Raw genomic sequence first — 22,381 nt, 5'->3', positions numbered from 1 at the left:
GAGCCAGTCAACCCGAACGGCAAAGTGAAGTCAATAGCGAACAGATGACCGCTCAAGGTTTATTTTTCGGGCTTTTTTTAACACTTGCGTGCCAATACAGGCGCCACAGCCCCGGGAATCATGAAGATATGATGAACGGCGTTTAGAATTTTTTACATGGCAGTTGTTAATTAAAATCAACGAGGCTAAGCTCCGGAAAAGCTCGTTCAAGTGTCAAACTTCGAGGTGAATAAAAATGGCATTCAAGCCATTGATCGGCGTTACTGCGTGCGTCAAACAGATTGGCCTGCACCCCTATCACATCAGCGGCGACAAGTACGTACGTGCTGTCAGCGTTGGCGCTAACGGGCTGCCAGTGGTCATTCCTTCCCTTGGCAACCTGACTGAAATCGAAGACCTGCTCGGTAAACTCGACGGTCTGCTGCTGACCGGCTCCCCTTCGAACGTGGAACCTTTCCACTATCAAGGCCCGGCCAGCGAACCCGGCACGGATCACGATCCGGCGCGGGATGCCACCACCCTTCCTTTATTGCGTGCAGCCATCGCGGCGGGCGTTCCGGTGCTCGGCATCTGCCGTGGTTTCCAGGAAATGAACGTGGCGTTCGGCGGCAGCCTGCATCAGAAGGTGCATGAGCTGCCGGGCATGCTCGATCACCGCGAAGCCGACAGCCCCGACGTGGCTGTGCAATACGCACCGGCCCACGCCGTGACGGTATTGAGCGGCGGCGTGTTCGAAGCACTGGAGCTGCCGAGCGAGTTCCAGGTCAACTCGATTCACAGCCAAGGCATCGATCGCCTCGCCCCCGGCCTGCGTGCCGAAGCGGTGGCGCCGGACGGTTTGATCGAGGCGATCTCGGTCGAACACAGCCCGACCTTCGCCCTCGGCGTGCAATGGCACCCGGAATGGCAAGTGCTCGACAACCCGAACTACCTGAAGATTTTCCAGGCATTCGGCGCGGCTTGCCGGCAACGGGCGGCGCGGCGCAACCAGAGCTGATCCAACCCAAGCATACGTAACGATTTACTGCCCCCACGGACGTCGGGTGTGCCTGCGCACATCCGTCATTCGTGAACAGCAACACCCGTAATAACAACAAGTACGACCCAGGCAGCCAGGACGGCGGCGCCGACCAAGCCAGGACAACCCACTGAAAATGTGGCCCCTGTAGGAGCTGCCGAAGGCTGCGATCTTTTGATGTTGATTGTAAAAAACAAGATCAAAAGATCGCAGCCTTCGGCAGCTCCTACAGGGACATGTGTGAGGGGGATGGTTGTTCCTGGCTTGCAATCCACTTAAGCCCGGCCACATTGGCCAGGCGAACGAAACCTGTTGGGAGTTTCACATGGCAAACGCCTCCAGCACTTACAGGAAGGCACTTGAAGGTCATCAGCAACCGAAAAAGGTGCTGGTGAAAGTCGATCGTGTCACCAAGAAGTTCGACGAAACCGTGGCCGTGGACGATGTGTCCCTGGAGATCCATCAGGGCGAAATCTTTGCCCTGCTCGGTGGCTCCGGTTCGGGCAAATCGACCCTGCTGCGCATGCTCGCCGGTTTCGAGCGCCCGACTGAAGGGCGGATTCTGCTCGACGGCGTGGACATCACCGACATGCCGCCGTACGAGCGGCCGATCAACATGATGTTCCAGTCCTACGCGCTGTTCCCACACATGACGGTCGCGCAAAACATCGCCTTCGGCCTCAAGCAGGACCGTTTGCCGGCCAGTGAAATCGATGCCCGTGTCGATGAAATGCTGCGTCTGGTGCACATGACCCAATACGCCAAACGCCGTCCGCATCAGTTGTCTGGCGGCCAGCGTCAGCGCGTCGCCCTCGCCCGCTCGCTGGCCAAGCGTCCGAAGCTGTTGCTGCTCGACGAGCCGATGGGCGCGCTGGATAAAAAGCTGCGTTCGCAGATGCAACTGGAACTGGTGCAGATCATCGAGCGCGTCGGCGTGACGTGCGTGATGGTGACCCACGACCAGGAAGAGGCCATGACCATGGCCGAACGCATCGCAATCATGCACCTCGGTTGGATCGCGCAGATCGGCAGCCCGATCGACATCTATGAAGCGCCGGTCAGCCGCATGGTCTGCGAATTTATCGGCAACGTGAACGCCTTCGACGGCACCGTGGTGGAAGACCTTGAAGGTCACGCGATCATCCACAGCCCGGACCTGGAACAGAAGATCTACGTCGGTCACGGTGTCAGCACTTCGGTGCAGGACAAGTCGGTCACCTACGCGATCCGTCCGGAAAAAATGCTCGTCAGCACGACCCAACCTGAGTTCCGCTACAACTGGTCCGAAGGCAAGGTGCATGACATCGCCTACCTCGGCGGTCACTCGGTGTTCTACGTCGAACTGCCCGGCGGCAAAATCGTCCAGTCGTTCATGGCCAACGCCGAACGCCGTGGCGCGCGGCCGACCTGGGACGACAAAGTCTACGTCTGGTGGGAAGACGACAGCGGCGTGGTACTGCGCTCATGAAAACCTTCAATCAGCAATTCCTGCGCCTGGTGCCCAGCGGGCGAAAACTGGTGATCGGCATTCCGTTCATCTGGCTGTTCCTGTTCTTCATGCTGCCGTTTTTCCTGGTGATGAAGATCAGTTTCTCGGAAGCCGCGCTGTCGATCCCGCCGTACTCGGAGATCTACACCTACGCCGAACAGAAATTCCAGCTGCTGCTGAACATCGGCAACTACACCATGCTCGGCGAAGACGAGCTGTACTTGTCGGCGTATCTCGGTTCGCTGAAAGTCGCGGCACTGAGCACGATGATGTGCCTGCTGATCGGTTTCCCCATGGCCTACGCGATCACCAAGACCGGCAAGGAAACGCAAAACGTCCTGCTGCTGTTGATCATGATGCCGACCTGGACCGCGATCCTGATCCGCGTTTACGCGTGGATGGGTATCCTCAGCAACAACGGTTTGCTCAACGCGTTTCTGATGTGGACGGGGCTCACCGATCACCCGATCGAGATCCTCAACACCAACACGGCTGTGTATATCGGTGTGGTTTACGCCTACCTGCCGTTCATGGTCTTGCCGCTGTACGCCAACCTCGTCAAGCATGATGGCAGCCTGCTGGAAGCCGCGCAGGATCTGGGTTCGAGCAACTTCAACAACTTCTGGAAAATCACCGTGCCGCTGGCCAAGAACGGCATTATTGCCGGCTGCATGCTGGTGTTCATTCCGGTGGTCGGCGAGTTCGTGATCCCGGAACTGTTGGGTGGCCCGGAGACGCTGATGATCGGTCGCGTGCTGTGGCAAGAGTTCTTCAATAACCGCGACTGGCCGGTGGCGTCTGCGCTGGCGGTGGTGATGCTGTTGATCCTGATTGTGCCGATTCTGCTGTTCAACCGCAGCCAGGCCAAAGAGATGGAGGCACGGGGATGAAACGCTTCGGTTTTTCCAAGTTCATGCTGATCTTCGGTCTGATGTTCATTTATCTGCCGATGCTGATTCTGGTGATCTACTCGTTCAACGCCTCGAAACTGGTGACGGTGTGGGGCGGCTGGTCGGTGAAGTGGTACGTCGGCTTGCTCGACAACACGCAACTGATGGGCTCGGTGGTGCGCTCGCTGGAAATCGCCTGCTACACCGCGATTGCTGCCGTGGCGTTGGGCACCCTCGCCGCTTTCGTGCTGACCCGCGTCACGCGCTTCAAGGGGCGCACGCTGTTTGGCGGTCTGGTCACCGCGCCGTTGGTGATGCCTGAGGTGATCACCGGTCTGTCGCTGTTGCTGCTGTTCGTGGCCATGGCGCAGTTGATCGGCTGGCCGCAAGAGCGTGGCATCGTCACGATCTGGATCGCCCACACCACGTTTTGTGCAGCCTATGTGGCGGTGGTAGTCTCCGCCCGCCTTCGCGAGCTGGACCTGTCGATCGAAGAAGCGGCGATGGATCTCGGTGCGAAGCCGTTCAAGGTGTTTTTCCTGATCACCATTCCAATGATCGCGCCGTCGCTGGCGGCGGGCGGAATGATGTCGTTTGCCTTGTCGCTGGATGACCTGGTGTTGGCGAGCTTCGTCTCCGGACCGGGTTCGACCACCCTGCCGATGGAAGTGTTCTCGGCGGTGCGTCTGGGCGTGAAGCCGGAGATCAACGCCGTGGCCAGCCTGATTCTGCTGGCGGTGTCGCTGGTGACCTTCCTGGTCTGGTACTTCGGCCGCAAGGCAGAAGCCAACCGCAAACGGGCGATTCAGGAAGCGATGGATCAGACCGCAAACGAGTCGTGGCAGCAACCGCAACAAGCCGCCACCGCTTGACCGGTAGGAGCTGCGGCACGCTGCGATCTTTTGATCTTGATGTGAAAGATCAAAAGATCGCAGCCTCGTTTCACTCGACAGCTCCTACACAAATGTAGTCAGCCCCTCGGTCAGTCCCCTCTCCCTCCGGGAGAGGGTTAGGGTGAGGGGGCTTCGCGTAATGTGAATAAAAAGAATGGAGTTGTACCGATGAAAATGTTTGGCAGGACTCTGCTGACACTGTCCTTAATGGGCGCAATCGTCATGGGCGCCCAGGCCAACGACAAGGTGCTGCGTGTTTACAACTGGTCCGATTACATCGCGCCAGACACCGTCAAGAAGTTCGAAGACGAGACCGGCATCCGTGTGACCTACGATGTCTTCGACAGCAACGAGACCCTTGAGGCACGCTTGCTGGCGGGCAAATCCGGTTACGACCTGGTCGTGCCGTCGAACAGTTTCCTGGCCAAGCAAATCAAGGCCGGGGTCTATCAGACGCTGGACAAATCCAAGCTGCCGAACTGGAAGAATCTCAACCCGGTGCTGCTGAAAAACGCCGCCGCCAGTGATCCGGACAACGCCCACGCGTTCCCGTACATGTGGGGCTCGATCGGCATCGGCTTCAACCCGGCCAAGGTCAAGGAAGTGCTCGGCGCCAACGCCCCGACCAACTCCTGGGACTTGCTGTTCAAGCCGGAAAACGCTGAAAAACTCAAAGCCTGCGGCATCAGCTTCCTCGATTCGCCGACCGAAATGATCCCCGCTGCCCTGCACTATCTGGGTTACCCGGTGAACGACAAGGACACCGCGCACATCAAGGAAGCCGAGGCGCTGTTCATGAAGATCCGCCCGAACGTGGCGTACTTCCATTCCTCGAAATACATCTCGGATCTGGCCAACGGCAACATCTGTGTGGCAGTCGGTTACTCCGGTGACGTGCTGCAGGCCAAGGCCCGCGCGGTGGAATCCGGCAACAACGTAGTGATCGACTACAGCATTCCCAAGGAAGGCGCCGGCAGCTTTTACGACATGGTCGCCATCCCGCGCGATGCCGCCAACGTCGAGAACGCGTACCTGTTCATGGACTTCCTGATGCGTCCGGACATCATCGCCGAGATCACCAACAGCAACGGCTACAGCAACGCCAACGCGGCGGCCACGCCATTGGTGGATGAAGCGATCCGCAACGACCCGGGTTCGTACCCGTCGCAAGCGGTGATGGCGACGTTGTATGCGGTGCCGGATCAGCCGATTGCCACGCAGCGAATCATGACCCGTGGCTGGACGCGGGTGAAACTCGGTAAGTAAGCCGATGATCGTTCCCACGCTCCGCGTGGGAATGCAGTCCGGGACGCTCTGCGTCCCAAAGCGTGACGCGGAGCGTCACAAGAGGCATTCCCACGCAGAGCGTGGGAACGATCAGTGTAAAAATTTCCCGTTCACGCAGCGCCTTACCACCGCTGCACCCTGCTATGAACGGCCTCACCTGGCTCCCTCGGCTCAGGTGAATTCTCAGGCGCCCTCGGGCGCCTTTTTTTGTGCGCTCAAATCAGCGACCAATCTTGCAGAAGCCGATAGCGGCCCTTGTGTGATTCGAACAAGGCGAAGCGTTCGGCGCGCAGCAAGAACTCCGGCGGCGTGGCCGACTCAGGCTCAGGCGCCCGGTAGTCACGGGCCAGGGTCAGGTGCGGACGAAACTCGCGCGGTGTCTCTTCAAAGCCGAACGGCAACATCGCCTGTTCCAGCGCGTAGACCAAGCGCAACAACGCCTGCGGCGCCTGCTCCGGCGCCAGTGACAACACCCCGGCGCGATGCCAGACCTGCAAGCGATCCAGCGCAATCTTCAATGGCTCACCCGGCGTGCGCACTTGCCCGGCCGCCTCGCAGACTTCATTGATCTGCGCCAATGGCACCGCGCCAAGGAACAGCAGCGTCAGATGAAAGTTATCCGCCGGCACCGGTTTACCGGTGCGCAAGCCCAAATCAGCACGCCACTGAGCAATTGCCTTGCGTTGCACCGCCGGGCAATCGAGGGCGAAAAACAGTCGCTTCGCTTCATCGGTCATGGCCCTGCTCCCCTGTTCATCTTGATCCGCCGGATTCTACACAGCCTGATCAGACGACTCGTGACAGGCAGCTATAGTTCAAGGATTGCCATCAACCGGAGGCCGCCATGCGCGAGATCCTCAGCAAAGAACCGTGGTGGGCCCGCCCGCCCAATCCCGGGCAGGATGAGAAGGAACTGGAATGGGGCTGGCTGGTGCATTACAGCGAGGGGGAGCCGCGCTTCGAATTTGTCCGCGAGCGCCCGACTGACGAGCAGATCCGCAACCGCAAAAGCTGCCGAATCACTCCCTCAGAGTGAACACAATACCTGTAGGAGTGAGCCTGCTCGCGATGGCGTTCGCACATTCAATGCTTCATTGACAGACCCACCGCGATCGCGAGCAGGCTCACTCCTACAAGAGATTTGCGCTGGCTTCAGGATTTAAGGATGTTCTTGAAGCCACCAAAGATCATCCGCTGGCCATCAAACCCCATCGGGTTGACGTCCGGTTGCATGCGCGGGTCTTCCATCATTTTGCCCATGCCGGCATCACGGGTGGCTTTGTCGGGCCAGATCAGCCAGCCGGCCGAAACCGTTTCGCCTTCCTTGAGCTTTACCGCCATCGGAAATGAGGTGACCTTGCCATCCGGCACGTCATCACCCCAGCACTGAATCACATCCTGAGCACCGTATTCCTTGAACAGTTTCGCCGCGATTGCGCAGTGCTTTTTGTACTGCTCAAGATTGGCAGTCGGCACCGGCGCTACGAAAATATCGATGTAAGCCATGATCACTCTCCTTGCTCATTGGGTTCGATCTGCTGGTTAGTCGATTGCGGCGGCTGCCATTCGACAGGATTCACACCCAACCCGACCGACGGTTCATCGCCCGCACCCAGATTGCGCTCGACCTGTGCGGCCATGTGCAGCGTGCCGGCCATCACCCCGGTTGTCGGGTTCTGCACCAGTTTCAGCCAGGCCTTGTCGAAGGTGCTGCCCAGGCTGCTGCGGATCAACGCTTCACTGTCGGGCCGGTCATTGGCCTGGATAATCGCGCGAATACCCGCCACACCCACCGAAATCAGTCCACCGGCGAGTTTCCCGGCGGCGGCAGCGACCGCACTGGCGGCGCCGCGCGGGGCCATTTCCGCTTCCATCCGTTGGCTGGCACGTTTGGCCACCGGCGCCATGCCGGCATCGGTCGAGGCAATACCCTTGGCGCCACCCTCGGTGTGGATCTTGTCGATCAGCGCGGCGTAGGCTGGTAGCGTGTTCAGCGGCTCGGTGCTGATGACCTTATACAACGAAGCATCCCGTGCCGGTGGCGGGCCGAGGGCGATGGCCGGAATCTTCTGTAAACGTCCATTAAGCTGCGCAACGGGCACGCCATGGCGTTGGGCGATGAGCGGCATCTGCTGCGCCATCAGCTGCGCGTAGAACGCCGTGGCCTGCCCGAGGATCGCGTCGGGGTCGATCTCCACCGCCACCGGCGCCAACACCCTTTCCTGATATTGCTCAAGCAGATACGCCGCCAGGCGCTTGGCCGACGCGTCCTGCTCGCCACCAGCATTGATCGTGTACCAACTGACCTTCATCGACAGCCATTCCTGGGTCCAGTAGCTGCTGAACCACGGGATGAAATTTTCTTCAGTTTGCTGATAGACCCGAGTGCGCCAATGTTCCATCGAACCGCGGGCAAAGACTTTGACTTGCTCGGTGGACTGCTGCGAAGCGCTGACGATTTCGCGGTCGATCTGCTGCCAGGTCTGCGGCGAGACGAACACGGCTTGCGGGGCTGACACCGGCGCCCGCGCCGAGGTGGCGCAGCCGGCCAGCAACAACAGTGCGGCGACGAGCAACGCACGCGGGTTCACGGTTGAGATTTCCTTTTAAAGGGCGGAAGCAGATTTGAGTATAGGTGTGTGCGTCGGACCATTTGTCCGCTGTCGCGAAAACTCCGCAGATCCCCTGTGGGAGCGAGCTTGCTCGCGAATGCGGTGTATCAGACACATATGAATCGACTGGCTCGACGCCTTCGCGAGCAAGCTCGCTCCCACAGTGGTCTGCGACAACCATCACTGCCATCGATATTCACCATCGCCACGATTGCCTTCCGCCCACCGCCCATCAAAGGCACGATTGGCTCATCCGAAACACAACGAGGAGTTCACAGCATGATTCACACCCACGTCACACTCTCCGTGAGTTTCCCGGTATTCGGCAGCAACTATTACGACCAGCACGTCGTGTCGCACAAAGCGCAGGCACTGGTGTTCAACGAAGATTTCGAAGATCTGCTGATGCCCGCCGCGACTAATCATTTCAGCAATGAAGTGGTCGGCATCAACGATCAATTCCGTTTTCTGAGCGACATTCTCGCCACCCATTTGCTGGACATCGAGGCCTCCGTGCCTGCGCGATCCAGCGTCCGGGCGAGCGCTCATTTTTCTTAAGCAACAGCGCTAAACAAAGAGGGCGTCCCATCGCGGGACGCCCTCTTGCGTTCAATCAGTCATCATCCCGATCACGGTAGTAACGACGCCCGTCGCGGCGATCATCGCGGTCATCCCAGCGCCGGTCATGGTCGTAATTGCGACCATGATCGCGGTCGTAATGCCGGCCATGGCGGTGGTCATCATCAAAATCCGCGACACAGCCGCCGAGCAATACGGCGGCGGTCACGGTCAGCAGCATCGTTGTAGCGCGCTTCATTCAACACTTCCCTAAAACCAAGGTCTTGACGACGGAATCGGCGACGCTGCCCGCGCCTTCAGGACGCGGTGCGCGCAGCCGCAGATACGACCGGGCAAAACGCCGTTGATTCAGTGGCCACTAGCGACCGTTTGTCGCCCCGCCCGCACTGCCCGAGCGGCGGCGAAATGCCACCTATACTCCTTGCAACCAAGCCCCACGCAATGGATCTGCGCCCTCAATAACAACAAGCAGAGGTGGACCATGGTCTGGCAGCAAATTTACGACCCATTCGGCAACCCGGTGATCTCCACGCTCATGGCCGCCGTGCCGGTAGTGGTGATGCTGGCGGCATTGGCGTTCTTCCACGTCAAGGCGCATCTCGCGGCGCTATTGGCGCTGGCGTCAGCCCTGCTGATTTCGATTTTTGCCTTCGGCATGCCGGCGAGCATGGCTGGCTCTGCGGCGTTGTTTGGCGCGGCGAATGGCTTGTTGCCGATCGGCTGGATCGTCCTCAACATTATTTTTCTGCATCGCCTGACCACCGAGAACGGCTCGTTCAAAGTGCTGCAGGATTCCCTCGCGCGGATCACCGATGACCGCCGCTTGCAGTTGCTGCTGATTGCGTTCTGCTTCGGTGCGTTTTTCGAAGGTGCAGCGGGGTTTGGCACGCCGGTAGCGGTGACCGGAGCGATTCTGATCGGTCTCGGTTTTTCGCCGCTGGCCGCGTCCGGTCTGGCGCTGATCGCCAACACCGCGCCGGTGGCATTCGGCGCACTCGGTACGCCGATCATCACCCTGGCCAAAGTCACCGGGCTGGATGAAATGGAGCTGTCGATGATGGTCGGTCGGCAGTTACCGTTCTTCTCGGTGCTGGTGCCGTTCTGGTTGATCTGGGCCTTCGCCGGGTGGCGCAAGATGCTCGAGATCTGGCCGGCGATTCTGGTGGCCGGGGTGAGTTTCGCCGTGCCGCAGTTTCTGGTGTCGAACTATCACGGGCCGATGCTGGTGGACGTGATCGCCGCGCTGATTTCCATGGCCTGTCTGACGTTGTTCCTGAAGGTGTGGAAACCGGCGACCATTCACACCTCGGCAGCTCTTTCGGGGCGAGTCGACAATTCCAAAGTCGAAGAAGAGAAAGTCACCGCCAGCGCCGCGTTCAGCGATCAGGCGCGCCCGGCGGTGATGCGCGCGTGGATGCCGTGGATCATCCTCACCGTGTTCGTGTTCGCCTGGGGCACGCAGGGCTTCAAGAACATCTTCGATGTGCGGCCAGCGATTGATCCCGTCACGCACTCGGCCAAACTCGACCCCACGGGTAAACCGCTGAACGAGGCCAATCCGATCTTCGCGCCGGCGGTGACCTTCACCACCTTGCACCTGCAGATCGAAAAAGTGCCGCCGGTGGTGGCCGCACCGAAAGCCGAGGAAGCGGTGTACAAATTCACCTGGTTCACCGCCACCGGCAGCGGGATTCTGCTGGCGGCGATTGTCGGTGGTTTGCTGATGGGCTACTCGATTCCGCAACTGATCAAGCAATACCTGCGCACGTTGTGGGTGGCGCGGTTTTCGCTGATCACCATTGCGGCGATGTTGGCGTTGGGATTTCTCACGCGCTACTCAGGACTCGACGCGACCATGGGCCTGGCGTTTGCGGCGACGGGGATTTTTTATCCGATGTTCGGCACGTTGCTCGGTTGGCTGGGTGTCGCGTTGACCGGTTCCGATACCGCGTCGAACGTGTTGTTTGGCGGGTTGCAGCGGGTCACCTCGGAACAGCTCGGGATCAGTCCGATACTGATGGCGGCGGCGAACAGCTCCGGCGGGGTGATGGGCAAAATGGTCGATGCACAATCGATCGTGGTCGCCTCCACCGCGACGCGTTGGTATGGGCATGAGGGCGAGATTCTGCGCTATGTGTTCTTCCACTCGATCGTGCTGGCGATCCTGGTCGGCGGGCTGGTGACGTTGCAGGCGTATGTGGCACCGTTTACGCATATGGTGGTTGGCTCGCATTAGCCAGGTACACCCCATTCCCTGTGGGAGCGAGCTTGCTCGCGATAGCGGTAGACCTGTGAACGATATAGCGACCGGCACACCGCTATCGCGAGCAGGCTCACTCCTACAGGGGGGTTGTGTCGTACCGTCGATTAATGAGCCACACGCATAACTCTATAGCGTAAATCCGCAAAAACCTTTTCCTCTTTCCGGCAGTCACTCCTTAACGAGACCGGCGATGACGCTGGCTGCCCGCTTGGGCCCTATACGACCCTGCTGCCCTGATGAAGAGAGAAAAAGGAATCGAACCATGACGATTTCCCGACGCGGATTTCTGATCCTCGGCGCCGTGACCGCTACCGCTTTCGCGATGCCGCCGTTTATCAGCCTCAAGGCCTACGCGGCCACTCTGGAGCAACCGGCCATGAGCACAGTGACAATCAACGTCAACGGCAAGCCGCGTGAGCTGGATGTCGACACCCGCACCACCCTGCTTGATGCCCTGCGCGAACACCTGCAACTGACCGGCACTAAAAAAGGTTGCGACCACGGCCAGTGCGGCGCCTGCACGGTGATCGTCGATGGCCGGCGGATCAACTCCTGCCTGACGTTGGCGGTGATGCACGAAGGCAGCGAAGTCACCACCATCGAAGGCCTCGGCCTGCCTGACAAGCTGCACCCGATGCAAGCCGCGTTTATCAAGCATGACGGCTATCAGTGCGGCTATTGCACACCGGGGCAGATCTGTTCGGCGGTGGCGGTGCTCAAGGAAATCCGCGATGGCATTCCAAGTCACGTCAGTGAAAGCCTCACCGAGGCGCCGCAGTTGATCGCCAGCGAATTTCAGGAGCGCATGAGCGGCAATATCTGCCGATGCGGTGCCTACTCGAACATCATCGAAGCGATCACTGAAGTCGCGGAGGTACCGGCATGAGACCGTTCAATTACAGCCGCGCCGACTCCCCCGCCGCAGCCGCCGCACAAGCTGCGCAAGTCGAAGGTGCGCGATTCATTGCCGGCGGTACCAACCTGCTCGATCTGATGAAACTCGACATCGAAACCCCGCTGCATTTGATTGACGTCAACCATCTCGGCCTGGATCAGATCGAAGCCACGCCCGAAGGCGGCTTGCGCATCGGCGCGCTGGTGCGCAACACCGATCTGGCCGCCGACGCGCGTGTCAGAAAAGATTACGCCCTGCTCTCCCGCGCCTTGCTCGCCGGGGCTTCCGGGCAATTGCGCAACATGGCGAGCACCGCCGGCAACCTGCTGCAACGTACGCGCTGCCCGTACTTTTACGACACCAATCAGGCGTGCAACAAACGCCAACCCGGCAGTGGTTGTGCAGCCATTGCCGGGGTCAGTCGGCAACTGGGCATCATCGGCGTCAGCGACGCGTGCATCGCCACCCACCCGAGTGACATGGCCATCGCCATGCGCGCCCTCGATGCGCAGATTGAAACGGTGAAACCCGACGGCACGACGCGCAGCATCGCCATGGCCGATTTCCATCAGTTGCCCGGCACCACGCCAAACATCGAAACCTGCCTCACGCCCGGCGAGTTCATCACCTCGGTGACACTGCCCGCACCGCTCGGCGGCACCCACATCTATCACAAGGTACGTGATCGCTCCTCTTACGCGTTTGCGTTGGTATCGGTCGGTCTGATCCTGCAAAAGGACGGCAGCGGCCGCATCGCCGTCGGCGGTATCGCGCCGAAACCGTGGCGGGTTGAAGCTGCCGAAGCGCTGCTGCCAAAGGGCGCCAAAGCTGTCAGCGAACGCCTGCTCGACGGCGCCACGCCGACCCATGACAACCAGTTCAAACTGACGCTGGTCGAGCGCACGCTCGGTTCGGTGTTGGCGCAAGCGAGGGATGAAGCATGAAATTCGACACGCCCGCCACCACCAACCCGATCGACCAATTGAAGGTCATCGGCCAACCTACGGACCGCATTGAGGGTCCGCTGAAAACCAGCGGTCAGGCGCCTTACGCCTATGAACAGCATGAAGCGGTGGCCAATCAGGCTTACGGCTTTATGGTCGGTTCAGCCATCGCCAAGGGCCGCATCAACAACATCGATCTCGAAGCAGCGAAAGCCGCGCCCGGTGTACTGGCCATCGTCACCGCTGCCAACGCCGGCAAACTCGGCAAGGGCAAATACAACGCCGCGCATTTATTGGCCGGGCCAGAGATTCAGCACTACCACCAGGCCGTCGCGCTGGTGGTTGCCGAGACGTTCGAGCAGGCCCGTGCGGCTGCGCAGAGGGTCAAAATTGATTACGTCTCAGCCAAGGGCGAGTTCAATCTGGCCAGCGTGCGCGATCAAGGTGTCGAGCCGAAAGAGGAGTTGCCCGACGTCAGCCACGGTGATTTCGCCAAGGCGTTCGCCGCCGCGCCGGTGCAGTTCGATCAGACCTACACCACGCCGGATCAGTCCCACGCGATGATGGAGCCGCACGCCACATTGGCGGCGTGGAAAGGTGATCAACTGACTCTGTGGACCTCGAATCAAATGATCGCCTGGAGCGTCGACGACATCGCCACGACCCTCGGTCTCCCCAAGGAAAAAGTCCGGCTGATTTCGCCGTACATTGGCGGCGGTTTCGGCGGCAAACTGTTCGTGCGCGCCGATGCGATCCTCGCTGCTCTCGGGTCGCGCATGGCCGGCAGGCCGGTGAAGGTCGCCCTCGCCCGCCCGCAGATCGCCAACAACACCACTCACCGCCCGGCGACGATTCAGCGCATTCGCCTGGGCGCGACGGCGGACGGCAAACTCACCGCGATCGCTCACGAAGGCTGGTCGGGCAATCTGGCGGAAGGCAAAGTCGAAGTCGCTGCGCAACCGAGTCAGTTGCTGTACGCCGCTGAAAATCGCTTGGTCAGCATGCGCCTCGCGCCGCTGGATCTGCCCGAAGGCAACGCCATGCGCGCGCCTGGTGAAACCCCGGGGCTGATGGTCCTGGAAATTGCCATGGACGAGATGGCCGAACAGCTCAAGCTTGATCCGGTCCAGTTCCGCATCCTCAACGACACCCAGGTCGACCCGGTGAAAACCGAGCGGCCATTCTCGCAGCGGCGCCTGATCGAATGCCTGCAAACCGGCGCGGAGAAATTCGGCTGGGACAAGCGCAATGCGCAACCCGGCTCCCGGCGTGAAGGCCGCTGGCTGATCGGCATGGGTGTCGCGGCGGCGATCCGCAACAACCTGCTGATCAAGTCCGGCGCGCGGGTACGGCTGGAGCGCGACGGCAAGGTCACGGTGGAAACCGACATGACCGACATCGGCACCGGCAGTTACACGATCATTGCGCAGACGGCGGCCGAGATGATGGGCGTCGGGTTGAAGGATGTCACTGTACATCTGGGTGATTCGAGCTTTCCGGTGTCGGCAGGCTCCGGTGGGCAATTCGGCGCCAACTGCTCGACCGCCGGGGTGTATGCCGCGTGCATGAAGCTGCGTGAGGCGGTGGCTGGCAAACTGGGCATGGCGGCGGATCAGGCGGAGTTTGTCGACGGTCAGGTGCGGCTCGGCGACAAGAGCGTGCCGTTGCGCAACGCTGCGCAGGACGGCGTTGTGGTGGCTGAGGACAGCATCGAATTTGCCGACCTGGCCAAGCAGTATCAGCAGTCGACCTTTGGTGCGCATTTCGTTGAGGTCGCGGTGGATGCGGCGACCGGTGAAGTGCGGGTGCGCCGCATGTTGGCGGTGTGCGCGGCCGGGCGGATTCTCAACCCGAAAGCGGCGCGCAGTCAGGTCATCGGCGCGATGACCATGGGCGTTGGTGCGGCGTTGATGGAAGAGTTGGCGGTGGACAAGACGCAGGGGTTTTTCGTCAATCATGATCTGGCCGGGTATGAGGTGCCGGTGCATGCCGACATACCGCATCAGGAGGTGATTTTTCTTGATGAGACCGACCCGATCTCTTCGCCGATGAAGGCCAAGGGTGTTGGTGAGTTGGGGATTTGCGGGGTCAGTGCGGCGGTCGCGAATGCGATTTACAACGCCACCGGGGCGCGGGTGCGGGAGTATCCGGTTACCCTCGATAAAATCCTCTCTTCACTGCCGGAGATGATCTGAACGCCTGAAAAGAGCCCCTCACCCTAGCCCTCTCTCAGAGGGAGAGGGGACTGATCCGGGGATATTTGAGGGCTGCACCGACGTGAACGTCTTGCTGTGAATCCATAATCGACACAGCACTTTCAGGTCGAAGTGCTGTGAACCCATAATCGACTCGGTCTCTCAGGTCGATGTATGACAAAAGACACCTCGGTCGGCCCCCTCTCCCTCCGGGAGAGGGCTGGGGTGAGGGAAGCGCTTCACTCGGATCGCGGATACTGCTCAGCACTCACCTGCTCCATCCAATCCACAACTTTGCCATCCAGCACTTCGGCAATTGCAATATGCGTCATCGCCGTGGTGGGCGCCGCCCCATGCCAATGCTTGACCCCCGGCGCAATCCACACCGTATCCCCTGGACGAATCTCACGAACCGGCTGCCCCCACTCCTGCACGAAACCGAAACCCGCCGTGACGATCAATGTCTGCCCCAACGGATGCGTATGCCAAGCGGTACGCGCGCCCGGCTCAAACGTCACCGTCGCACCACTGACCCGCGCCTCGTCTGTGCCTTTGAACGGCGCATCGACACGGACAGTGCCAGTGAACCAATCCGCCGGGCCTCTGGCCGAAGCTTGTGAGCCATTGGGTGTCACGGTCACACGGGGATTGTCATTGGCCTGCACCTCACCCGCCAACAGGGAAAGGGTCAACGCAGAAGCGGCAATCGGGTTCATGGCAATTCCTCCAGATAATCAATGCCACTACTTTACCCAGCCGCACTCTTCCGATAATCGACTAGAATTCGAAAAAACTTATGCAGGACACTCATCAATGCTTCGGGAAAACGCCACCGACCTGCTCGCCTTCCTCGCCGTCGCCCGCGAGCGCAGCTTCACCAAAGCCGCAGCCAAACTCGGCGTTTCGCAATCGGCACTGAGCCATACCATCCGCGCCCTCGAAGCGCGCTTGGGCCTGCGCCTATTAACCCGTACCACCCGCAGCGTTTCGCCGACCGAGGCCGGCGAACACCTGCTGCAAACCATCGGCCCGCGCTTCGAAGAAATCGAACTGGAACTCGCGGCGCTGAGCAACCTGCGCGACACCCCGGCGGGCAAGATCCGCCTCAACGCCACCGACCATTCGCTGGACTGGCTGCTGCGCCCGGTGCTCAAATCCTTTCTGCCGCAGTACCCGGACATCAGCGTCGAGGTGAGCTGCGACTATGGTTTCGTCGACATCGCCGGCCAGGGTTTCGACGCCGGTGTGCGCCTGGGCGAAGACGTCGCGCAAGGCATGATCGCCACCCGCATCGGCCCCGACATGCGCATGGCGGTGGTGGGCTCACCGGCCTATTTCGCCAAACGCACCGCGCCGCAAACGCCACGGAATCTGACCGATCACGCCTGCAACAATCTGCGCCTGCCCACTAATGGCGGGTTGTACAGCTGGGAATTCGAGAAGGATGGCGAAAGCCTGAAAGTGCGGGTGTCCGGGCAGATCACCCTGAACGGCGTCTACCCGCTGCTCGATGCTGCATTGGACGGTTTCGGCCTGAGCTACATCCCGGAAAACATCGTTGCGCCGTATCTGGCTGACGGCCGTTTGCGACAAGTGCTGGAGGATTGGTGCCCGACATTTGCCGGTTATCACCTGTATTACCCGAGCCGGCGTCAGGCTGCGCCGGCGTTTGCGTTGTTGCTGGAGGCGTTGCGCTATCGCAGTTGATTGCGACCTGCGCCTTCTCTCTGTGGGAGCGGAGTTTGCTCCCACAGGAGATCAGCGTCAGTTCTGGACGGCGCGCTTGAGGCTCGGGACCAGCGGTGCGGTGTGACTGGTGGGTTTTTCAGACGGCGAGACGTGCACGTCAGGCTCTTGCACTTCGCCATTCAACGCCTTGTGCATCTTCTCGGTATCCAGCGCGCCCACCCACTTGGCGATGGCCATGGTGCCGACGCCGTTGCCGATAGTGTTGGTGATCGCCCGCGCCTCTGACATGAATCGGTCAACACCCAACAACAGCACCATGCCCGCCACCGGAATCGTGCCGAGTGAGGCCAGCGTCGCCGCAAGAATGATGAACCCGGAACCGGTCACCCCCGCCGACCCCTTGGAGGTGAACATCAGCACCGCCAACACGATCAGTTGATCGGCCAAGGTCAACGGCGTGTTGGTGGCCTGAGCAATAAAGATCGCGGCGATGGTGTAGTAGATCGCCTGGCCATCCGGGTTGAAGGTCAGGCCCGACGGAATGATCATCCCGGCCACCGGCTTCGAGACGCCGGCCTTTTCCATCTTCGAGATCATTTGCGGCAGTACCGACTCGGATGAGCTGGTGCCGAGCACGGTGAACAACTCTTCCTTGATGAACTTGAGGAGCTTCCACAGGCTGAAACCGCTGTAACGGCAGATCGGCCCAAGCACGAAGACCACGAACACCGCGCAGGTCAGATAGACGCAAGCCATCAGTTTGCCGAGCGAGAACAGCGAGCCGAAACCGTATTTGCCGATGGTGAATGCAATGGCACCAAAGGCACCGATGGGCGCCAGACGCATAACCATGTTGACGATGCGGAACATGCCTTGCATCAAGCTCTCCAGCGTATCGACGAACACTTTGCCACGCGGTCCGACATGTGCCAGCGCAATACCCAGCAGGATCGAGAACAGCAGGATTTGCAGGACGTTGCCCTTGGCGAATGCATCGACAATCGTGTCGGGAATGATGCCCATCACAAAATCCATGAACGAGGCATGTTTGGCCGCCGTGGTGTACGTCGCCAGGCTGCTGGTATCGAGGCTGGTAACATCGACGTTCATCCCGGCACCGGGCTTGAACACGTCCACCACGATCAGACCGATCACCAGGGCCAATGTCGAGACCACTTCGAAGTAGATCAAGGCGCGAAACCCGACGCGGCCCAGCTCCTTCATGTTTTCCATGCGCGCAATGCCGGTAACCACCGTCAGGAAAATCACCGGTGCCAGTAGCATTTTGATCAGTTTGATAAAGGCATCGCCCAAGGGTTTGAGCGCGGTGCCGGTCTCGGGCACCAGCACGCCGATAAGTGCGCCGAGGATCACGGCGACGAGGACTTGCACGTACAGCTTGCCGAATATTCTTTTCATGACAGGGCCCTGATTTTTTATTGTTGTCAGGAAGAGCCAAGGGGCCGCAGAACCCCTTGGCGTTGTGCCGCAGCTTGAATCGGGATGAATCAGCGATTGATCAGCGCAATCACCGCGTCGGTGACTTGCCGCGTGGTGGCCGTGCCGCCCAGATCGGGCGTGTGCAGGCCGCTTTCGGTGACTGCTTCGATGGCCGACATCAATTGCTTGGCAGCGGCTTTTTCGCCGAGGTGCTCAAGCATCATTGCGGCGGTCCAGAAGGTCGCAATCGGGTTGGCTACGCCTTTGCCAGTGATGTCGAAGGCCGAACCGTGGATCGGTTCGAACATCGATGGAAAGTTGCGCGACGGGTTGAGGTTGGCGGTCGGCGCAATGCCGAGGCTGCCCGACAGCGCGGCGGCCAGGTCAGAAAGGATGTCCGCGTGCAGGTTGGTCGCGACGATCACGTCCAGCGTCGACGGCTTGAGCACCATGCGCGTGGTCACTGCGTCGACCAATTCCTTGTCGATTTTGACGTCGGGGAAGTCCTTGGCGACTTCGTAGAAAATCTCGTCCCACAGCACCATGCCGTGGCGCTGGGCGTTGGACTTGGTGACCATGGTCAGGTGTTTGCGCGGACGGCTTTGCGCCAACTGGAAGGCGAAGCGATGGATGCGCTCGACGCCAGCGCGGGTGAACACCGAGACCTCGGTGGCGACCTCTTCCGGCAGGCCTCGATGCACGCGGCCACCGTTGCCCGAATATTCGCCTTCGGAGTTTTCCCGCACCACCACCCAGTCGATCTGCTCGCCGTTGTGCAACGGACTTTTCACCCCCGGCAACACCCGCGCCGGACGCACATTGGCGTACTGGTCGAAGCCTTGGCAGATCGGCAAACGCAGGCCCCACAGGGAAATGTGATCCGGCACGTTGAGCGCACCGACCGCGCCGAAGAAGATCGCGTCAAAGGTCTTCAATTCTTCAAGACCGCCTTCAGGAATGTAGTGACCGTTTTTCAGGTAGTTGTCTGAGTTCCAGTCAAAGTGTTTGAACTTCAGTTCAAAGCCGGATCTCTTCGACAGGGCCTGCAGTACTTCGACGCCAGCGGCGATGACTTCCACGCCAATACCGTCGCCGGGTACCGCTGCAATGTTGTATGCGCTCATGGTCCACTCCACTCTTTTTCACGTTTTTGTTTTGCCTGCCGCACAAGGCTGTCCGGCGGGGTGTGATCGGAGTATATGTAGTGACCTGAAAGCTGTGAGTTACCGTAAATCACTACATCCATAACTTTGAGTTACGAATGAGCCAGACCCTCGATTTGTCGTTTTTCCACTTGCTGGCCAATAAAGGCAGCCTCGCCGCCACCGCCCGCGAACTGGGCGTGACGCCGCCGGCGGTGAGCAAACGCCTGACAGCACTGGAGGCGCGGCTGGGCGTGCGTCTGGTCAATCGCACCACGCGCTCGATGAGTCTGACCGCCGAGGGCGAGTTGTACTTCTCCCACGCGGCGCGAATCCTCACGCAGATCGATGAGGTCGAACAATTGATCGGCGCCAGCCGTGCAACGCCCAAGGGACTGATTCGGGTCAATGCATCATTGGGCTTTGGTCGGCGCTACATCGGCCCGGCACTGGCGGCGTTCTTTGCGCAATACCCGGAGGTGGAAATCCAGCTGGAAATCAGCGACCACCCACTGGATCTGGCCACCCACGGTTTTGATCTGGGCATCCGTTTCGGCACCCTGCCCGACGCGGCTTTTCATGCGCGCAAGATCGCCTCAAACCGTCGCTTGCTCTGCGCCTCGCCGCTGTACCTGGAAAAGCACGGCACGCCGCAAAAACTCGCAGATCTGCAGCAGCACAACTGCATCTTCCTGCGCCAGAACGAAACGCCTTACGGGGTGTGGAGTTTCACTAACGGCGGGCGCACGCAGAACGTGAAGGTGCGCGGGGCGCTGGGCTGCAACGACGGCGAGGTGGCGTTGAACTGGGCACTGGAGGGATTTGGCATTCTGTTACGCGCCGAGTGGGACATCGCCCGTTATGTGCGCAGCGGCCGCTTGCGTCTGGTGCTGGAAGATCAAACGCCGACCCGCGCCGACGTCTACGCGGTCTACCCGCAGCAATTACACCTGTCCGCACGGGTGCGCAGCCTGATCGACTTTCTGGTCGAGCGCTTCAAGCACATCGACAATCTGGATATTCCCGGCGACTAGCCCAGCAGCGCAATCAACTGATGCCGCTGCGCATCGGTGAGCATCGGCCCGAAACCGGCCTTGGCGTTGTCGGCCATGTAACGCGGATTGCCCGTGCCGGGTATCACGCACGTCACCGCCGAATGGGAGAGCAGAAACTTCAGCGCCAGTTGCGGCCAACTGTTGACCTGTACATCCGACACCCAGCCAGGCAGCGGCTTACCCTTTAGCCGGGCGAACAAATCGCCGCCGCCGAATGGCCGATTACAGATCACCGCCACCCCGCGTTCTCGGCACAACGGCAGGATGCGTTTCTCCACCCCTCGATCATCAAGGGCGTAATTGATTTGCAGAAAATCCAGGGGCTCGGCCTTCAGCACCGCTTCGACTTCCTCATAGGCCGAGGGCGTGTAATGGGTGATGCCGATGTAACGGATCCGTCCCTGCGCTTTCCACTCGCGCAAGGTCGGCAGGTGGGTTTGCCAGTCGAGCAGGTTGTGGATCTGCATCAGGTCGATGCGTTCGGTGCGTAGCAGGCTGAACGATTGCTCCATCTGCGCGATGCCCTCCTCGCGCCCGCGCGTCCACACTTTGGTCGCCAAAAACGCCGGCGAACGCGGTTCGTGGATCGACAGCAGTTCACCGGCAGTCTGTTCGGCGCGGCCGTACATCGGTGAACTGTCGATCAGCGTGCCGCCCTTGGTGAACAGCTCATCGAGCACCGCCGGTAGTTGCCGATAGGCCGGATCACCGGGGGCGACATCGAAACCGCGATAGGTGCCCAAGCCCACGATGGGTAGCAATTCGGAGCTGGACGGGATGGCGCGGGTCTGCATGGCGTGGCCTCCGGTGGTCGCGGGCGTCGTCGCGGTGGCCAACGCCCGATCAAAGGTGCAGACCGCCGAAACCCCGGCAGCCAGCGTGAGCAATCGGCGACGGGAGTAACCCTCAGTGTGGCTCATGCTGGCACCCCTGCTGCGTGGATCTGTTGCCTGTTGTGTGCGAGCGGCCCGAGGCAGGGCTGGACTACACTGCGACAGCGACCCTTCACACACCGTTAAAAGTAGCCGAATGTCCCGAACCCTGATGTCACTCGTCGCATTGATCGTTGCCGTGTACCTGGTGCTGTGCGCGGCGCTGTTCTTTTTTCAGCGCTCGCTGATCTATTTTCCGCAGCCCAATGCCGTCACCAGCGCCGATTCACAACTGACCCTGTCGATGCCGGACGCGCAGGTTTCAGTGATCACCCGCGAGCGCGCCGGGCCCCGGGCGCTGATCTATTTCGGTGGCAATGCCGAGGACGTATCGCGCAATCTGCCGGAGTTTGCCGAGGCGTTTCCTGAATACGCGGTGTATCTGCTCAACTATCGCGGCTTTGGTGGCAGTGGCGGCTCAGCGTCCGAGGCGGCGATTGCCGAGGATGCGCTGGCGCTGTTCGATCAGGTGTATGCCAGTCATCCGCAGATTGCCGTGGTCGGCCGCAGTCTCGGTTCCGGAGTGGCCGTGCGTCTGGCCAGCCAACGGCCAGTGCAAAACCTGATTCTGGTGACGCCCTACAACAGCCTCGAAGAAATCGCGGCACGGCAATACCCGTGGGTGCCGGTGAAATGGTTGCTCAAGGATCGCTTTGAATCGGGCAAGTACGCCGCGCATATCCGTGTGCCGACGCTGCTGCTCGCGGCGAGTGACGACGAGGTGATTCCGCGCGCCAGCACACAGCGCTTGCTGGCAAATTTCCCGCAAGGCGTGGCGCTGCTCAGGGTAGTGCCGGATTCGGGGCATAACTCGATCTCGGATCGTGCGCAGTATTTGCAGTGGATGGGAGATGTGTTGAATCGCTGATGTTGTTTGCCTGTGATGGTAGTGCTGTTGCTATTGGCCCCATCGCGAGCAGGCTCACTCCTACATTTGAAATGCATTCCCCTGTAGGAGTGAGCCTGCTCGCGATGACGTCATCCAGCGCAACATAGCACTCGGCTTGATCACGCTCTTCGTCACGCCGCGAAAATACCCCTCCCCGCCCCTTGAACCA

At 60.3% G+C, this 22,381-nt stretch carries 22 protein-coding genes; 14 read left to right on the top strand and 8 right to left on the bottom strand.

Annotated elements, in window-relative coordinates; all coding sequences use genetic code 11:
* The first annotated feature begins 235 nt into the window (after positions 1-235).
* The 5 genes from ACWR1S_RS08445 to ACWR1S_RS08425 all read left to right on the top strand — a co-directional run bounded on the left by ACWR1S_RS08445 (position 236) and on the right by ACWR1S_RS08425 (position 5,556).
* Positions 236-997: a gamma-glutamyl-gamma-aminobutyrate hydrolase family protein gene (locus ACWR1S_RS08445; RefSeq protein WP_454563159.1), complete on the top strand. Its 762-nt coding sequence runs from the start codon at positions 236-238 to the stop codon at positions 995-997.
* A gap of 346 nt (positions 998-1,343) precedes the next feature.
* Positions 1,344-2,486: an ABC transporter ATP-binding protein gene (locus tag ACWR1S_RS08440; protein ID WP_454563158.1), complete on the top strand. Its 1,143-nt coding sequence runs from the start codon at positions 1,344-1,346 to the stop codon at positions 2,484-2,486.
* 29 nt (positions 2,487-2,515) lie between these two features.
* Positions 2,516-3,397 (top strand): ABC transporter permease subunit, encoded by an 882-nt coding sequence (locus ACWR1S_RS08435; protein WP_371042493.1) that lies wholly within the window; start codon positions 2,516-2,518, stop codon positions 3,395-3,397.
* A complete protein-coding gene (locus tag ACWR1S_RS08430; protein ID WP_034155531.1) occupies positions 3,394-4,269 on the top strand; it encodes an ABC transporter permease subunit in 876 nt (291 codons plus the stop codon). The genes ACWR1S_RS08435 and ACWR1S_RS08430 overlap by 4 nt, the downstream gene beginning before the upstream one ends.
* Positions 4,270-4,458: 189 nt before the next feature.
* A complete protein-coding gene (locus tag ACWR1S_RS08425) occupies positions 4,459-5,556 on the top strand; it encodes a polyamine ABC transporter substrate-binding protein (RefSeq protein ID WP_122594386.1) in 1,098 nt (365 codons plus the stop codon).
* A gap of 236 nt (positions 5,557-5,792) precedes the next feature.
* Here ACWR1S_RS08425 and thpR read toward each other — a convergent pair whose 3' ends face one another.
* A complete protein-coding gene (thpR, locus tag ACWR1S_RS08420) occupies positions 5,793-6,314 on the bottom strand; it encodes an RNA 2',3'-cyclic phosphodiesterase (protein ID WP_454563157.1) in 522 nt (173 codons plus the stop codon).
* Between the two features lie 107 nt (positions 6,315-6,421).
* Here thpR and ACWR1S_RS08415 point away from each other — a divergent pair, with 107 nt between their 5' ends.
* A complete protein-coding gene (locus ACWR1S_RS08415; protein ID WP_454563156.1) occupies positions 6,422-6,613 on the top strand; it encodes a hypothetical protein in 192 nt (63 codons plus the stop codon).
* Positions 6,614-6,729: 116 nt separating this feature from the next.
* Here the strand turns inward: ACWR1S_RS08415 and ACWR1S_RS08410 are convergent, their stop codons facing one another.
* Together ACWR1S_RS08410 and ACWR1S_RS08405 are read right to left on the bottom strand one after the other, a co-directional pair.
* On the bottom strand, positions 6,730-7,083 hold the full coding sequence (locus ACWR1S_RS08410; protein WP_454563155.1) for a DUF1428 domain-containing protein: 354 nt from the start codon (positions 7,081-7,083) through the stop codon (positions 6,730-6,732).
* A gap of 2 nt (positions 7,084-7,085) precedes the next feature.
* Complete coding sequence (locus tag ACWR1S_RS08405) at positions 7,086-8,168, bottom strand: hypothetical protein (protein ID WP_454563154.1); 1,083 nt, start codon at positions 8,166-8,168, stop codon at positions 7,086-7,088.
* 300 nt (positions 8,169-8,468) lie between these two features.
* Here ACWR1S_RS08405 and ACWR1S_RS08400 point away from each other — a divergent pair, with 300 nt between their 5' ends.
* The gene (locus ACWR1S_RS08400; RefSeq protein ID WP_454563153.1) at positions 8,469-8,747 is read left to right on the top strand and encodes a hypothetical protein; all 279 of its coding nucleotides are present in this window, start codon (positions 8,469-8,471) and stop codon (positions 8,745-8,747) included.
* 55 nt (positions 8,748-8,802) lie between these two features.
* Here the strand turns inward: ACWR1S_RS08400 and ACWR1S_RS08395 are convergent, their stop codons facing one another.
* Positions 8,803-9,006: a hypothetical protein gene (locus tag ACWR1S_RS08395; protein WP_007918829.1), complete on the bottom strand. Its 204-nt coding sequence runs from the start codon at positions 9,004-9,006 to the stop codon at positions 8,803-8,805.
* Between the two features lie 243 nt (positions 9,007-9,249).
* On the opposite strand from ACWR1S_RS08395, the gene ACWR1S_RS08390 reads away from it, so the two are divergent.
* The 4 genes from ACWR1S_RS08390 (at position 9,250) to paoC (ending at position 15,065) form a co-directional block, all read left to right on the top strand.
* Positions 9,250-11,004, top strand: a complete 1,755-nt coding sequence (locus ACWR1S_RS08390) for an L-lactate permease (RefSeq protein ID WP_454563152.1) — start codon at positions 9,250-9,252, stop codon at positions 11,002-11,004.
* Positions 11,005-11,221: 217 nt separating this feature from the next.
* Complete coding sequence (paoA, locus tag ACWR1S_RS08385; protein ID WP_454563151.1) at positions 11,222-11,917, top strand: aldehyde dehydrogenase iron-sulfur subunit PaoA; 696 nt, start codon at positions 11,222-11,224, stop codon at positions 11,915-11,917.
* The gene (locus tag ACWR1S_RS08380; RefSeq protein ID WP_454563150.1) at positions 11,914-12,870 is read left to right on the top strand and encodes an FAD binding domain-containing protein; all 957 of its coding nucleotides are present in this window, start codon (positions 11,914-11,916) and stop codon (positions 12,868-12,870) included. Before paoA ends, ACWR1S_RS08380 begins: the two co-directional genes overlap by 4 nt.
* Positions 12,867-15,065, top strand: coding sequence for an aldehyde oxidoreductase molybdenum-binding subunit PaoC (gene paoC, locus ACWR1S_RS08375; protein WP_454563149.1), 2,199 nt, complete (start codon positions 12,867-12,869; stop codon positions 15,063-15,065). Before ACWR1S_RS08380 ends, paoC begins: the two co-directional genes overlap by 4 nt.
* Before the next feature lie 239 nt (positions 15,066-15,304).
* Here the strand turns inward: paoC and ACWR1S_RS08370 are convergent, their stop codons facing one another.
* Positions 15,305-15,781, bottom strand: a complete 477-nt coding sequence (locus ACWR1S_RS08370) for a (R)-mandelonitrile lyase (protein ID WP_454563148.1) — start codon at positions 15,779-15,781, stop codon at positions 15,305-15,307.
* A gap of 97 nt (positions 15,782-15,878) precedes the next feature.
* Between ACWR1S_RS08370 and ACWR1S_RS08365 the strand changes: the two genes are divergently transcribed.
* Positions 15,879-16,772, top strand: a complete 894-nt coding sequence (locus ACWR1S_RS08365; protein ID WP_454563147.1) for a LysR family transcriptional regulator — start codon at positions 15,879-15,881, stop codon at positions 16,770-16,772.
* Positions 16,773-16,829: 57 nt separating this feature from the next.
* Here ACWR1S_RS08365 and ACWR1S_RS08360 read toward each other — a convergent pair whose 3' ends face one another.
* Both ACWR1S_RS08360 and ACWR1S_RS08355 read right to left on the bottom strand, forming a co-directional pair.
* The gene (locus ACWR1S_RS08360) at positions 16,830-18,173 is read right to left on the bottom strand and encodes a dicarboxylate/amino acid:cation symporter (protein ID WP_454563146.1); all 1,344 of its coding nucleotides are present in this window, start codon (positions 18,171-18,173) and stop codon (positions 16,830-16,832) included.
* Between the two features lie 89 nt (positions 18,174-18,262).
* A complete protein-coding gene (locus tag ACWR1S_RS08355; protein WP_016987671.1) occupies positions 18,263-19,318 on the bottom strand; it encodes a tartrate dehydrogenase in 1,056 nt (351 codons plus the stop codon).
* Between the two features lie 137 nt (positions 19,319-19,455).
* Here ACWR1S_RS08355 and ACWR1S_RS08350 point away from each other — a divergent pair, with 137 nt between their 5' ends.
* Positions 19,456-20,370 (top strand): LysR family transcriptional regulator, encoded by a 915-nt coding sequence (locus tag ACWR1S_RS08350; RefSeq protein WP_077573430.1) that lies wholly within the window; start codon positions 19,456-19,458, stop codon positions 20,368-20,370.
* On the opposite strand, the gene ACWR1S_RS08345 is transcribed toward ACWR1S_RS08350, so the two are convergent.
* Positions 20,367-21,311 (bottom strand): aldo/keto reductase, encoded by a 945-nt coding sequence (locus tag ACWR1S_RS08345; RefSeq protein WP_454563145.1) that lies wholly within the window; start codon positions 21,309-21,311, stop codon positions 20,367-20,369. The genes ACWR1S_RS08350 and ACWR1S_RS08345 overlap by 4 nt on opposite strands.
* 109 nt (positions 21,312-21,420) lie before the next feature.
* On the opposite strand from ACWR1S_RS08345, the gene ACWR1S_RS08340 reads away from it, so the two are divergent.
* The gene (locus ACWR1S_RS08340; RefSeq protein ID WP_454563144.1) at positions 21,421-22,191 is read left to right on the top strand and encodes an alpha/beta hydrolase; all 771 of its coding nucleotides are present in this window, start codon (positions 21,421-21,423) and stop codon (positions 22,189-22,191) included.
* Positions 22,192-22,381: the final 190 nt, after the last annotated feature.

The organism is Pseudomonas sp. AIG (genome assembly GCF_977020205.1).
Note: the sequence above shows the minus strand (reverse complement) of the source record. Positions and strands in the feature narration are given on the sequence as shown.

Bases quoted from the DNA above. Each gene is read 5' to 3' on its own strand.
- ACWR1S_RS08445 (WP_454563159.1), top strand. From the start codon at position 236: ATGGCATTCAAGCCATTGATCGGCGTTACTGCGTGCGTCAAACAGATT.
- ACWR1S_RS08440 (WP_454563158.1), top strand. From the start codon at position 1,344: ATGGCAAACGCCTCCAGCACTTACAGGAAGGCACTTGAAGGTCATCAG.
- ACWR1S_RS08430 (WP_034155531.1), top strand. From the start codon at position 3,394: ATGAAACGCTTCGGTTTTTCCAAGTTCATGCTGATCTTCGGTCTGATG.
- ACWR1S_RS08425 (WP_122594386.1), top strand. From the start codon at position 4,459: ATGAAAATGTTTGGCAGGACTCTGCTGACACTGTCCTTAATGGGCGCA.
- thpR (WP_454563157.1), bottom strand. From the start codon at position 6,314: ATGACCGATGAAGCGAAGCGACTGTTTTTCGCCCTCGATTGCCCGGCG.
- ACWR1S_RS08415 (WP_454563156.1), top strand. From the start codon at position 6,422: ATGCGCGAGATCCTCAGCAAAGAACCGTGGTGGGCCCGCCCGCCCAAT.
- ACWR1S_RS08410 (WP_454563155.1), bottom strand. From the start codon at position 7,083: ATGGCTTACATCGATATTTTCGTAGCGCCGGTGCCGACTGCCAATCTT.
- ACWR1S_RS08400 (WP_454563153.1), top strand. From the start codon at position 8,469: ATGATTCACACCCACGTCACACTCTCCGTGAGTTTCCCGGTATTCGGC.
- ACWR1S_RS08395 (WP_007918829.1), bottom strand. From the start codon at position 9,006: ATGAAGCGCGCTACAACGATGCTGCTGACCGTGACCGCCGCCGTATTG.
- ACWR1S_RS08390 (WP_454563152.1), top strand. From the start codon at position 9,250: ATGGTCTGGCAGCAAATTTACGACCCATTCGGCAACCCGGTGATCTCC.
- paoA (WP_454563151.1), top strand. From the start codon at position 11,222: ATGACGCTGGCTGCCCGCTTGGGCCCTATACGACCCTGCTGCCCTGAT.
- ACWR1S_RS08380 (WP_454563150.1), top strand. From the start codon at position 11,914: ATGAGACCGTTCAATTACAGCCGCGCCGACTCCCCCGCCGCAGCCGCC.
- paoC (WP_454563149.1), top strand. From the start codon at position 12,867: ATGAAATTCGACACGCCCGCCACCACCAACCCGATCGACCAATTGAAG.
- ACWR1S_RS08370 (WP_454563148.1), bottom strand. From the start codon at position 15,781: ATGAACCCGATTGCCGCTTCTGCGTTGACCCTTTCCCTGTTGGCGGGT.
- ACWR1S_RS08365 (WP_454563147.1), top strand. From the start codon at position 15,879: ATGCTTCGGGAAAACGCCACCGACCTGCTCGCCTTCCTCGCCGTCGCC.
- ACWR1S_RS08360 (WP_454563146.1), bottom strand. From the start codon at position 18,173: ATGAAAAGAATATTCGGCAAGCTGTACGTGCAAGTCCTCGTCGCCGTG.
- ACWR1S_RS08355 (WP_016987671.1), bottom strand. From the start codon at position 19,318: ATGAGCGCATACAACATTGCAGCGGTACCCGGCGACGGTATTGGCGTG.
- ACWR1S_RS08350 (WP_077573430.1), top strand. From the start codon at position 19,456: ATGAGCCAGACCCTCGATTTGTCGTTTTTCCACTTGCTGGCCAATAAA.
- ACWR1S_RS08345 (WP_454563145.1), bottom strand. From the start codon at position 21,311: ATGAGCCACACTGAGGGTTACTCCCGTCGCCGATTGCTCACGCTGGCT.
- ACWR1S_RS08340 (WP_454563144.1), top strand. From the start codon at position 21,421: ATGTCCCGAACCCTGATGTCACTCGTCGCATTGATCGTTGCCGTGTAC.